The organism is Chryseobacterium sp. 7, assembly GCF_003663845.1.
Taxonomy (GTDB): domain Bacteria; phylum Bacteroidota; class Bacteroidia; order Flavobacteriales; family Weeksellaceae; genus Chryseobacterium.
This window is the reverse complement of sequence record NZ_RCCA01000001.1, coordinates 847,508-860,269: the sequence shown is the minus strand read 5'-3', so window position 1 is coordinate 860,269 and position 12,762 is coordinate 847,508. Positions and strand designations below refer to the sequence as shown.

General features: G+C 38.4%; 12 protein-coding genes. 11 read left to right on the top strand and 1 reads right to left on the bottom strand.

Going from position 1 to position 12,762, the window contains the following annotated elements:
* Positions 1-31: 31 nt before the first annotated feature.
* From CLU97_RS04045 to CLU97_RS04000, 10 genes are all read left to right on the top strand, one after another.
* Positions 32-922 carry a hypothetical protein gene (locus tag CLU97_RS04045; protein ID WP_121486805.1) on the top strand — a complete coding sequence of 297 codons (891 nt, stop codon included), beginning with the start codon at positions 32-34 and terminating at the stop codon, positions 920-922.
* Positions 888-1,529, top strand: a complete 642-nt coding sequence (locus CLU97_RS04040) for a hypothetical protein (RefSeq protein ID WP_121486804.1) — start codon at positions 888-890, stop codon at positions 1,527-1,529. The genes CLU97_RS04045 and CLU97_RS04040 overlap by 35 nt, the downstream gene beginning before the upstream one ends.
* A gap of 10 nt (positions 1,530-1,539) precedes the next feature.
* Entirely contained in the window at positions 1,540-2,373 is an 834-nt protein-coding gene (locus CLU97_RS04035; protein ID WP_121486803.1) for an AAA family ATPase, read from the top strand.
* Positions 2,374-2,410: 37 nt separating this feature from the next.
* Positions 2,411-2,686 carry a hypothetical protein gene (locus CLU97_RS04030; RefSeq protein WP_121486802.1) on the top strand — a complete coding sequence of 92 codons (276 nt, stop codon included), beginning with the start codon at positions 2,411-2,413 and terminating at the stop codon, positions 2,684-2,686.
* 237 nt (positions 2,687-2,923) lie between these two features.
* On the top strand, positions 2,924-3,463 hold the full coding sequence (locus CLU97_RS04025; RefSeq protein WP_121486801.1) for a hypothetical protein: 540 nt from the start codon (positions 2,924-2,926) through the stop codon (positions 3,461-3,463).
* A complete protein-coding gene (locus CLU97_RS04020) occupies positions 3,453-5,288 on the top strand; it encodes a phage terminase large subunit family protein (protein WP_121486800.1) in 1,836 nt (611 codons plus the stop codon). The genes CLU97_RS04025 and CLU97_RS04020 overlap by 11 nt, the downstream gene beginning before the upstream one ends.
* A gap of 31 nt (positions 5,289-5,319) precedes the next feature.
* On the top strand, positions 5,320-5,652 hold the full coding sequence (locus tag CLU97_RS04015) for a hypothetical protein (protein ID WP_183084511.1): 333 nt from the start codon (positions 5,320-5,322) through the stop codon (positions 5,650-5,652).
* Positions 5,628-5,849, top strand: coding sequence for a phage head-tail joining protein (locus CLU97_RS04010; RefSeq protein ID WP_121486798.1), 222 nt, complete (start codon positions 5,628-5,630; stop codon positions 5,847-5,849). The genes CLU97_RS04015 and CLU97_RS04010 overlap by 25 nt, the downstream gene beginning before the upstream one ends.
* On the top strand, positions 5,840-7,297 hold the full coding sequence (locus tag CLU97_RS04005) for a phage portal protein (RefSeq protein ID WP_121486797.1): 1,458 nt from the start codon (positions 5,840-5,842) through the stop codon (positions 7,295-7,297). The genes CLU97_RS04010 and CLU97_RS04005 overlap by 10 nt, the downstream gene beginning before the upstream one ends.
* Positions 7,266-7,943, top strand: coding sequence for a phage tail protein (locus CLU97_RS04000; protein ID WP_121486796.1), 678 nt, complete (start codon positions 7,266-7,268; stop codon positions 7,941-7,943). Before CLU97_RS04005 ends, CLU97_RS04000 begins: the two co-directional genes overlap by 32 nt.
* A 102-nt stretch (positions 7,944-8,045) precedes the next feature.
* On the opposite strand, the gene CLU97_RS03995 is transcribed toward CLU97_RS04000, so the two are convergent.
* Entirely contained in the window at positions 8,046-10,637 is a 2,592-nt protein-coding gene (locus CLU97_RS03995; protein ID WP_121486795.1) for an N-6 DNA methylase, read from the bottom strand.
* Positions 10,638-10,807: 170 nt separating this feature from the next.
* Here CLU97_RS03995 and CLU97_RS03990 point away from each other — a divergent pair, with 170 nt between their 5' ends.
* Positions 10,808-12,727 (top strand): prohead protease/major capsid protein fusion protein, encoded by a 1,920-nt coding sequence (locus CLU97_RS03990; protein WP_121486794.1) that lies wholly within the window; start codon positions 10,808-10,810, stop codon positions 12,725-12,727.
* The last annotated feature ends 35 nt before the right edge of the window (positions 12,728-12,762 follow it).

Sequence of the window (12,762 nt, the reverse complement as noted above, 5' to 3'; positions counted from 1 at the left end):
TTTTTACCTGAAACATTTCAAATTAGTTAGAATGAATCTTAAAACAGCTATGGACCACTTTTGGAGTATGAACGAAATCCATTCATTCAATTCGACTGAGATCGCTCTTTATATGTATCTGATACGCATAAACGACCTTTGCTCATGGAAAGAATCCTTCAAGCATAACAATAGTAAAATCATAGCAGGCATCAAAGTTACATTCAAAACTTTGGCAAATGCCCGAAATAAATTAAAACAGGCAGGAATGATAGATTTTGTAACCAAAAACGGAGCTTCTGAAACGCTATACTCCCTAACCTTTGGAAATTTTACAGAGGCTCGGGATGAGGTTAGTACCGAGGTTAAGGATGAGGTTTATTCCAAGGTTTCGCCGAGGTTTGGTAAGGGTAAAGTATATACTAACTGTATTAATAATAGTAGTATTAATAAATATATTGTGAAGGGTCAGGAAAAAGAAAAATTTCTTTTTGTTTCGATTAAAAATCTCAACGACTATCTTCAAAATTTTAAGGGCAATAAATCTCACTTTATTCTGGCCTACAGATTTTGGAAATTATGGATCGAAGAAAACCCTAAAGCTTCGCATCTGCTCAAAGCCGATGTTTATCAGTGGGTAAATACCATGAAATTAATTATTGTCAATGACCAAAACGGAGTGGAAAGAATGCTTGCCATCCTGGAACATTTCAAAAGATGCCAGGCGAAGCAATTGGGCTTTAACGATTTTTGGTTTACCACCATTTCAAGCCTGAAAGCTTTTCGCAAAACAGGCAAAGATGACGTAAAGCAGATTGATAAAATCGCAAAAGAAGTCAATCAGACCGCCGAAAAACAGCCCGAATTTCATCTGGCTATTGAAACCGCAATTAAAAAATTCAAACAGTATGAAAGCTCTTGTACACCTTCGAAACAGGTTTGATTATGCCAGTAGAAATTCAGGAACATTAAGGTTAACTCAAACCGACATTGACGCCTTGCAGCAGCTCATTAATGAAGAGAATTCCAAACAGCGAAATACCTCTCTAGAGGATGCTCTTCTCTTATTTTACCTTCTAAAATGCTATAAAGTTCAGAATGAAAATAATAAAGCCGTTTTGCGGGAAAAACCGTTAGAGGAAATCAATTTCCCCATGGGAATGCCTGATGCCATGGATATTATGAGAAGAATAACCATGCTCATAGACCCCAAAGAAGAAGTGATACGAAAAATTACAGATGAACTTTGGATTTATCAGCAGTATGAACGCATACCGAAAGATCGGGATGTATACCTGAAAGAAATGTATAGAGAACAAAACTGGGAACAAAATGATCATCTATCGACCTTAAAAGTAACGCCGCAAAAAATGGTCCCAATCAAAAAAGAAGAGAGGATCACCTATCAGCAGGTAGAAGAATTACTAAATGACCTGCTTAAAAAAGCTAAAGAAGAGTTTCCAAAACTTAAATTATGGAATGAAGGATACAGATTCAAGGAAGTTAAACCTTTGAGTTCTGCCGATCAACAAAGATCGGATAATACGTAATTTTTGAGTAATGATTGAGCCGATTAAACCCATTGCAGCAGGATATGAAGATCCAGTGTTACTCAATATTTCAGATTATTTAATCCGCAGAACGGATCATTATCCTAAACCCATTCCCATACTTTGCATTAAGCAGGATGGATATCATATCCCTTTCATGTCTGAAGATAATATCTCCATTCTTTTCGGACCTGCAAAAGCAAGAAAATCAGGACTTATAAAATCAATGTGTCAGGCTATTTTAAATGGAAGTAATGAAAAAATGTTCTCAACCTATCAAAGCAAAAAAATTGCAGTAATTGACACCGAACAATCACAGCATGACAGCCACGATGCAGTAAAAGGAATTTATTATATGACAGGCGCCGATATAGATTATTACAGTGTTTTAACCCTTACCAAAGACCAAAAAAAACAATTGGTAGAGCAGCATTTGAAACAAAACCCTGATTGCAGAATGCTGATCATTGACAACATCGTACACTTTGTAAAAGACTTTAATAACGTTGCTGAAAGTGGGGAAATTACTCAGTGGCTGCTGAAATTAAAATCAGAGTATAAAACGCATATTCTTGTGGTCATTCATGAAAACCCATCCGGAACTTACAATCAGAGCCTCAAACCCCGCGGAAATCTGGGAACCAATCTGATGAACCTCTGTGAAACAGCCATCAGGATTCAGAAAGATCCCGATGATGAAACAAGAAGTATTGTCTCTGCTGCCCTTACCAGAGGAAAGGCATTCCGGGACTTTATCCTGATGATGGATGACCAGAAAATCCCCTTCCTCATGGATGATCATTCTTTACAGGAAAAAAAGACCGCCAAAAAACCCAATTATTAATGAAACCCATAAAACTGAAAATCGTAGCAAGATCAATATGAAAAGTTTACAATCAAAAACCAGAGACGGTACAGAAATAGAGATCATTATATCAGACAATGCCATTAAATCGGGGTTCAGTATTGGGAAGCCGACAGATCTGGAAATGATAGTAACGGATAAAAACAACGAGCAGTATCAGGCCGATGTGTTTTTAAAGTCAGGATGGACCCATAAGGAGCTTCAGGAAATCATAACGCGAACAGTCCTAAGTTGTGATGTAAAAGTGAAACGGATACAGGCTACAATCAAGGGGCTTGTATCGATAAATTAAGTAAAAAATAACACACACCCCTGGAATCTGAGTAGGTACTTTACGGCAATCTCCTTCTACGGCGCTACGAGCCCCAAAAAAGCGCTAGCTACAGATTTTTTTTCTGGTTACCAGTTACCACTGTGGTAATACAAAAACGTAGTATTAATAAGGGTTTGAGAAAGACCAGCCTGGCAACCAGACACCACTTTGGTTACCACCATGGTTACCACTATGGTTGCCACTCATTAAAAAATTATGAAAAAAGAAAGATACTTATCCATAAGAGCATATGCGAAACGTGTAGGAGTAAGTCATGTTTCGATTCAGAAGGCCATCAAAGCAGGAAAAATTTCTAAAGGCTATGATTCAGAAACCAAAACCATCAACCCAGATATTGCAGATCAGGAATACGGTTTTCAGACCGAGATCAAAAAGATCAATGAAAAATTAAAAGAAAATATATCCCAGCAGCAATTGGAAGCTTACAGCGGGGTCGATGTCGTTGAGATACAAATCTCTCATCAGGACACAGCACCTGAAGCCTTGCGAAAGCAAATCATCATTAAAGCGCAGCTCGATCTCTTGAAACTCAAAACAGAAAGCGGACAGCTGGTAAACAAAGAAGAAGTATATAAAGAAATTTACGCCTATGGCAAAGAAATCAGAATGAACCTACAGGCAATTCCCGACAGGATCATAGATCAGCTCCTGACCATGGACCGAAACGATGCCCATAAATTATTAACAGAAAGCATCAACGAATCTTTAATAAAACTTACCACCTATGCTCATTAAAGGATTTTTAGACGCCTTACAACCAGAACCCATACTATCTGTGAGCCAGTGGGCAGATCAAAACAGGCTCTTAGACAGTAAAAGTTCAGCAATGCCAGGAAAATACAGAACTTCCATCACTCCGTTTCTCAAAGAGATTATGGATCATCTCGGGGAATATTCTCCTGTAGAGGAAGTTATTGTCATGAAGGGAGCACAGCTGGGCGTGACCGAGGCAGGACTCAATTGGATAGGCTACACCATTGATATCTCCCCCTGCCCTATGCTTTTTGTAGAACCCACTAAAGAAGTGGTGGAACTCGTCAGCAAGACCAGAATACAGCCTATGCTCGAAAGCTCGCCCAGCTTGGCACACAAAGTAAAACCACCTAAGTCCAGAGACAGCGGAAATACCCTCACAAAAAAAGAATTCCCCGGAGGGGTATTGAGGTTAGCAGGAGCCAACAGCGCCGCAGGGCTCAGAAATATGCCCGTCAAAAGACTCATGCTCGATGAGGTAGATGCTTATCCTGTGGATTTGGATACTGAAGGAAATCCCATTGACCTGGCAAAGAAAAGGACTTCCACATTTGCCAAAAGAAAAATCTTCATTTTATCCACTCCGGTAACAAAAGGGCTTAGTGTTATTGAGCCCCTGTTTGAGAGTACCGACCAGAGATACTTTTTTCTCCCATGCCCTCATTGCGGAACTTTGCAGCATTTGAAATGGGAAAATTTAAAATATCAATACAACAAAAGCGCAAAGGTCGCAAAAGAGGTTTATTACCAGTGTGAACACTGCCAGGAAGGTATTCAGGAATCTGAAAAAACAAAAATGCTGGAGAGTGGAGTTTGGATACCTACAAAGCCTGAGAATCAAAATAAAAAAAGGGTGGGTTATCATATCAATTCCCTCTATTCCCCTTTAGGATGGAAAAGCTGGGAAGATTTAGCCATAGAATATGAAGAGGCCATGGGAGATGTCCCGAAAATGAAAACGTTTTACAACACCTCCTTAGGGCTGACCTATGAAGAAAGCGGAGATAAGCCCCAGTGGGAAGCCTTGTATGACCGTAGAGAGGATTACCCAAGAGGAAAAATACCCACTGATGAAATTGCTTTTTTAACAGCCGGGGTAGATATTCAGAAAGACCGTATCGAACTGGAAATAGTAGGCTGGTGCGAGGGGAAGGTTTCCTACTCCATTGATTATAGAGTGCTAATGGGGTTTGTGGCAGGTGATGGCAGCGCCCAGGTTTGGCAAAAACTCGATGCCGTCCTGAATGAAACATGGATAAGACCCGACGGCACACAGATGAGTATCAGAATGATGTGTGTGGACAGTGGAAACTGGTCCTCTGAAGTCTATGCTTTTTGCGGCCGTTATCCCCCTTCAAGAGTCGTCCCCATCAAAGGACGTGATAATCAGATTACGGTTATTTCTGCGCCAAAAGCCGTGAATGTGACCAGAAAAAACAAATCCGTGGACGGGGTAAAAGTATGGCATGTCGGTGTTTCATTATTAAAATCGGAACTATACGGCTGGTTAAGAGTTAATCAGGGAGATCCAGGGTATTGCCATTTCCCAATGTATGATGAGGCCTACTTTAAAGGACTTACCTCTGAAGAACTTATTACAACCAAAAATAAAAGTGGACACACGGTACAGAGGTGGGTGAAAAAGTTCACCCGAAATGAGCCCCTCGATATAAGGAACTACGCCAGGGCAGCGGCCCATATGGTCGGCATGGACTCCTTTTCACCCAAACATTGGGAACTCATGCGAAATAAAAGAACCGGAGCAGTTAAAAATAAAGTAAAGAAGAAATCAGATTTTTGGAATTAATATGGAAAAACACATCACAATACGCATTCAAATGCCGTTAAGCCTCGCAGAAATGGCCATTCATGCTGCATGTATATACTATCAGACCACCCCTGAAGAATTATTGGGGAAAAGTCCTAATCACGAGCATTCAGAAAGAAAATCACTCGTCTATCATTTGTTAAAAACAGAATGCAATATGACAGTCCCGGAAATTGCACGAATGGCAGGCACCAGCCGTCAGTATGTAAGTTATATGCTCGATAGGGTCGATATACGATCCAGATTGTACTTGTCAAATGCTTGCCATTACAAAAACATACACCATATTTTCACAACTTTACAGAAAGAACAAAAAAAATGGATGGAGCAGCATTCACCTTAGAACAGTATTACGCCTTGAATAAGAGTATCGCACAGGGAACCTTAACTGTTACCTATGGTGATAAAACCGTTACCTACCGCAGCCTTGATGAGATGCTCAGAATCAGAAATCTCATCGCAGCAGAATTGGGGCTTATTAAAAAAGACAATGGCCGAAAAGTAGGAGTCTTTAGTAAAAACTGGAAAAAATGTCCTTAGAATTAAATTTACTCGATAAAGTAGTTTCTTATTTAAGTCCGCAGTGGGGACTAAAAAGAGTACAGCGGCGTAATGCAATGGATATATTACAGAGAGGATATGAAGGAGCACGAAAAGACCGCCGTACCAAAGGGTGGAATGTGAATGATTTTGAAGAGGCCGCAAAAGTAGCCGAAATTAAAACCCTGAAAAACAGAAGCAGGGACCTCTACCGAAACAATCCCTATTCTTTCCGCGCTCACAATTCCATTGCCAACAATACCACCGGCACAGGCATTGTGCCGGCCATTAAAAATGAACAGCTGAAAAAGATCTGGAAGGATTGGGCCCAGCAAACCACCGTGGATTTTGATGGCAATTTTAATTTTTACGGATTACAGAATCTATGCATGAGAACACTCTCTATGCATGGTTCAGTACTCATCTTAAGAATTAAAACCAATAATAAAGAACATATTCCATTAGAACTCAAGGTGGTTTCCACTAAATTTTTAGACCTCTCAAAAGATACCATAAAAACTTCCACCGGGTCATATATTTCCGGGGGAATTGAGTTCGCCGCCAGCGGAAAAAGGAAAGGATACTGGATTTACGATAAAGATCCGGAGCTGGAATATTCTAAAAGTACATTTTGGAAAGATCAGGATGTGATCCATCTTTTTTTTCAGGATGAACCCGGTCAGATCCATGGCGTGCCCTTTGGTTCTCCCTCCATGATGAGCTTAAGAGATTTTGACGACTATTCCGATGCACAGCTGGTAAGACAAAAGATCGCTTCCTGTTTCTCTATATTCATCACCAGAACCGATTCTGAAATGATGGGCATGAGCTCACAGGATTATGAAGAGTTTGACAGGGTGGAACCAGGACTTATTCAAACCCTGGAACCCGGCAAATCCGTCACTTTTGCCTCCCCGCCACCTGCCGATGGCTATGGCGAATATTCCAGGAATGTTCTTACCGGTATTTCAGCAGGGTATGGTATGAGCTATGAAGCCATGACCGGAGATTTAAGCCATGTTAACTATTCCAGTGGAAGAATGGGATGGCTGGAGTACCAGCGAATGATTGAAACATGGCAGAATTTTATTCTCATCCCTAAATTATGCGCAAAAGTATGGCTTTGGTTTGTAGAGGCAGGAAATTTATTAGGGGTACTTCCCAAAGACACGCCTAAAACAGTCGAGTGGACCGCCCCGGGTAGAATGATGATTGACCCGGTAAAAGAGGTGAACGGACTTTTAGCACAGGTAAGAGCCGGATTTATGAGCTGGCAGGAAGCCGTAAGGCTCTTAGGCTATGCCCCGGAGGAAATTCTGGAAGAAATGAAAATTTCTAAAGAATTATTTGACAAGGCAGGACTTCAGCCCAAATCAGATCCCCGATATGATGCGGTAAATCTAAAAAACAGCACTGATGATACAGGTAACAATAGCACACAGCAGTAATGGCCTCAATTTTTTGCAGAGACAATTAGATGACAAAAATCTTAAGAAAGCCAGCACAAGGGCGTTAAATAAAGCAGTTGCCAAAGGCAACACCCTTTACAGGCGAATGATTTCAGAGCATTACAACATTAAGCCTACCCACATCAGGTCTTCCATTATACTGAAAAAAGCAACCTATAACAAGGCAGAAACTTCTATCTCAGGAAATATAAGACCCCTGAGCTTATCCAGGTTCAATCCCCAGTTTGTTAATGGCCGAAGTGTTATTTCTATTCGATCGGTGAGAAATAGAGAAACAGGCAGAAGAACTTTACAGCAAACAGCCCGAAATGCAAGCAGAAACGAGCAAGCCGGTGGAGGCGTTTCTATTGAGATCAAAAAAGGAAGCAGAAAAGTCATCCCTTATGCTTTCTTAACGAAATCACAGGCCAATACCGGGGTTGAAAAGCAGATTTTTGCCAGAGGAAAATACGCCGGAGGAAAATTCCAGAAAGCAAAAGAAAGATTCCCCATTACAGCCATGAAAACCACTTCTGTTTTCGGGATTTTGACTCATGACCCTATTCAAAAAAAAATAGAAACAGAATCTAAAGAAACCCTGCAAAGAGAGTTTGAAAGACAAATTTATTTACTAACAAGAAGATAGCGTAAAAGCAGATAAGAAGACCGGGAGTTTAATCATTAAAATCTGTTCAGGAAACACCCTCCCGCTTGAGCGTCTGGGAGGGTTTTATATGCTACCTTTCTTTTATTCAAATTCAATTTCTGTACTTGATATCTTTTCTAATTCGTCAGAAATACTTTTCTTTATATCTTCTATTCGTTTGAATTTTTCTGCTAATTGTTTTTGTAAATCTAAGTCAAAACTACCCTTGCTATCAGTTGGAATTGAAATTTCAATCTCTTGAATTTTACCTTTACCCGCCTTATTATCAAAACCAAAATAATGTTTACTAAATTCCATTTCGATTGCATATTTTAAGAACAGTAAATCTAAACTATCCTTATACTTTTTTTGAAGAATTAAAGGAATTACCTTCTCTGACAAAGAAAATCTGCCTTTACGTAAATATACTTTTCCTATAGAACCGTCAATATTCCAGGTTAAACAATCTTCAAAATATTTCACCCCTTCTAATTTGTCTTTTACATAACCATAATCAACGTTTTCAGGAAATTTAGAAGCTGAATAGACAGGAATTTCACCTTTGTTTTTATCAATAAACGTTTTAGTAAATTTACTATTGTTAGTTTTGATTTTTAAATCAAAAATATCCTTAATAGCAAGCTTGATAAATTTAGGTTTATTTGCGTCATTTGATAACTCTTCAACTTCGGCTTTAATAGAAATAATACTATTTGAAACTTCCTCTAATAAAGTCGGAAATTCTTCAATTTTTAATTTTAGATTTTCATCCTTAATTCCTAAAGTCTCCTTTTCTTCAGATGACCACCATCTTTCTACACACCAATGATTTTCTGGTTTAAAAAGTTCGATCGGCTGAATTTTACAACGAACATCAGTATTTATTTTACTAAAACTTTGTTTATTACCTTTGAAAAAGGAATATAATGTTACCGCTTCATTTAAATCATCTTGGTCAATATCAAATCGATAAACATCTCTACTTTCTCCCATTTCACTTACAAAATAAGTGAAAACCGGATCTGTTTGGATTTGCTTTTTGTGCCCTTTTTTTGTTAAGCAAAGTATATATGTTCTTTTGGGAGTTGTAAAAAAAGTTTTAATTGGCAAAGAAATAATACCATCAATAAAACATTCATCAAGTAAAAATTGTCTTAAATTTTTATCATTTTGACGATTAAAAATACCGTCTGGGACAATTATAAATGCCTTCCCATTTGGTTTTAAAGCTTTGACAATCCATTCCATAAACAAACCTTCAACACCAATAGCATTGATTTTATAATAATTTACAAGGTCTCCATCTTTTTTTATTTCATCTTTTAAATTACTACTTCCACTCGTTACATAAGGTGGATTAGTTACAATTAAATCATACTGATTTTCAATCGGTTCAGAAAGTGTCCCTAAAATAGAATTAGTTTTTAAAATAAAACTTTCATTAAAAAGTTTTGCAAATTCAGTTGTAATTGTAGGATTATCTTTTAATAAATCGGAAAAATAAATGAGCATATTGGCTTTGGCCAATATAATTGTTTTTTGTTCGTCTTTATCAAAACCTTTATCGTATCCATGAATCGTAATTTTAGGAATTAATTTTCCTTTTTTTACTTCATAAAATTGGTCTAGTTTTGTAATAATGGGTTCTAAAAGAAATTTTCCAACACCACAAGCTGGGTCACATATTTTAACACCTTCTTTTATATCATCCTTAGCCATTTCTACAACAGCCCTAACGACTTTAATTGGTGTAAAAAATTGTCCCCAATTTTTCTTGCTTATACTTTCTTTTAAGAAACTTTCAAAAAGTTGACTTTTAAAGTCATAATCAATATGTTCAAGCTTTCCATAATCTTTGAACTTTTTTAGAACTTTTTTAAAAACCGTACTATAACCTTGTACAGCTTTTTGATCTTTACTTACAAATATAGTTCCGTTAATAATTGTTGTTTTGTCAATTGAATTTTCAGGAAAAAGGGTCTTAATTTTTGGACGTATAGTTGTTGCGTATGTCTCTAACACTTCATCTTCTGTATTTCCATCGTAGCTTGAATATAAAGTATTAAAATTAAAAATACCTTGTAAAACCCCTAAATCACTTAAATATTTGAAAATAAACAGTTCCACGAAAGTATATAAACAGTTTTCAGGAGTTGCTCCACTGACGGACCAAATATCTTGCCAAATTTGTTTAGCTAAATCAGTAGGATTTACTAATTCTTTTGGTTTCAATTGATCACTTAATTCATTTATAGAATATTTTATTTTTTCAATTAATTCAGGTAATTTCTCGTCTTTTGGGTTAAAATTTTCTTTTATAAAATTACCTTTTTCATCCTTTATTTTATTTCCTGTTAGAACATTTACCCAAATTGTATCTTTAGTATCTGTGGCAATTATTATATGAGCATCAAGCTTTTTTGCAACTTCTAATTCTTGCTCAATAGCTTTCTGTTTTTGTATGGCTGTTTTAAATTCGGAAGGTTTTTTATATTCAATTACCGCAATTACGTTTTTCTTTTGTACGATTAAAGCATCAATTTTTTTCTTTTCTTCACTCCCATAATCAACATTTCTTATTATTCCGAATTCTTTTAGATTCTTGATTGAAGTAGCACCAATATTATAGAAATCCCATTTCCCTATTTTCTCAGGATTTTTTTGCAAATCTCTTTGTAATAATTCTTCACTCATAAGAAATAATAAATATTTTTTTCAAATGTACAAAATTAATTCTAAAAATTGAAGAGCGTTCTTCTTTTTGAAAATTTCGTTTTAAGCTTGTAGATGCACCTCGCCAATGTGAGGTTTTGTGTCAAATATTTAGCAAAGATACTCTGGAATCCAATCCTTTGCTTTGTATCATGAAAAAGGCAAAAGTTTCCTTATCCTACGTCAGGGCTTCAATACCCGAGAACAGCTTCAATGAAGAGAACAACACCATTGAGGTGGTTTTCGCTACAGAAACTCCGGTAAAAAGGTATGACTGGAATGAAGGATGCTATTTCAATGAAGTTCTCGAGATTTCCAAAGATGCCATCAATTTTGAAAGACTCAATAGAGGCCTTTCTGTTTTGGACTCCCATCAATCCTATGGACTGGAAAATATTCTGGGCGTGGTAGAGTCAGCCTGGATCGATGAAAACACCAAACAGGCCAAAGCCATTATCAGACTTTCCAGTACGGAAAAAGATGCAGATATCATTGCTAAAGTGAGACAAGGCATCATCCGTCATATGAGTGTTGGCTACAAGGTCGATCAGTACACCGTTTCAAAAAATGGCAAAGAAATTCCCGAGTACAGGGCCACACGCTGGACTCCCAATGAATTATCACTGGTACCCGTTCCGGCAGACTTTAATTCCGGAATACGATCTCAGCAAAAAGAAGAACATTTTAATTTAATTACGATAATGGACCTAGATAATATCCCGGCGGATGAAGTCCCAACACCGCCAAAAGTTCAGAATACACCCACACCTGAACCCAAAGTAAATGAATCAGAGGTAAGAGCAGAGGCTGTTGCCCAGGAAAGACAAAGAGCAATGGATATTTCAGAGGTCTGCCAGCGGGCAGGCTTAGAAACATCCTTCGCAGATTCACTCATCAAAAACGGTACCTCATTACATGATGCCAGAGCACTGATCATCGATGAAGTAGCCAAAAGAGCCAATCCGGCGCCCGTAGCAGCTCCTCCGCCAGCAGAAGTGACGCAAGATGAATCCGAGAAAAAAAGAATCTCGATGGTAGAAGGAATTGTTGCAAGAGCGATTCCCGGATCTATAGACCTTAACGGAAACGAAAAAGCACAGCAGTTCAGAAACATGAGACTCCTGGATGTAGCCAAAGACAGATTAACAGCAGCGGGTGAAAACTTTTCGATGTTAAGTGAACAGGAAGTGGTAAAAAGAGCATGGGCTACCACAGACTTCCCCACCCTCTTATCCCTGGCTTTTGACAGGTCACTCAGAAGGTTCTATGAAGGCTACGCCGATGAGTGGAGATTCATTGCAAGGCAGGAAAACGCTACCGATTTCAGAGAAAAAACAGGAATTAAAGTCGATGGTGCCGTGTCTTTTGATGAAATTCCCGAAGCAGGAGAATACAAAGAAAGCAATATCCTTCAGGCGGAAGATGCCAAAATAAAACTCAAAAAATTCGGAAGGAAATACAGCATCAGCGATATTGCCATTATCAATGATGATTTGAGTGTCTTCAGCAGACTGCCACAAATTATGGCACTGGGAGCACAGCAATTCCAAAGTGATTTAGTTTGGTCCAATATCATCGATAACAAAAATGCACCGGATGGAAAGACTTTATTTCATGCTGACCATAAAAATTACGATGCCACAGGAGCCCCTCTCACCACTGATGCATTAAGCACGGCAAGAACCGCTATGAGAAGGCAAAAATCACCCGCAGGATTAAAGTTAGGCATCAAACCCCAGTATCTGTTAGTGCCCCCGGAATTACAGACCACTGCAGAAAGACTCGTATCAGCAGTGCTGGCTACCGAAACCGGAAACGTTAACGTTTTCGCAGGACAGCTGAGGGTCATGGTAAGCGATCAGCTTGAAGATCCCAAAGCATGGTACCTGCTGGCTGATCCTTCAGCCATTTCAGCAGATGGCATCGTCTACGCTTACCTCAATGGACAGGGAGGACTTAAAACAGAATCAAGGGTCAACTGGGATACCGATGCCCTGGAAGTAAAAGGATCAATGGCTTTTGCCACTGCCGTATGGGGATGGGAAGGGTGGTATAAAAACAAAGGAAAATAAATTGTTACATAGCAAAGTAAAGCTTTGCATGAATT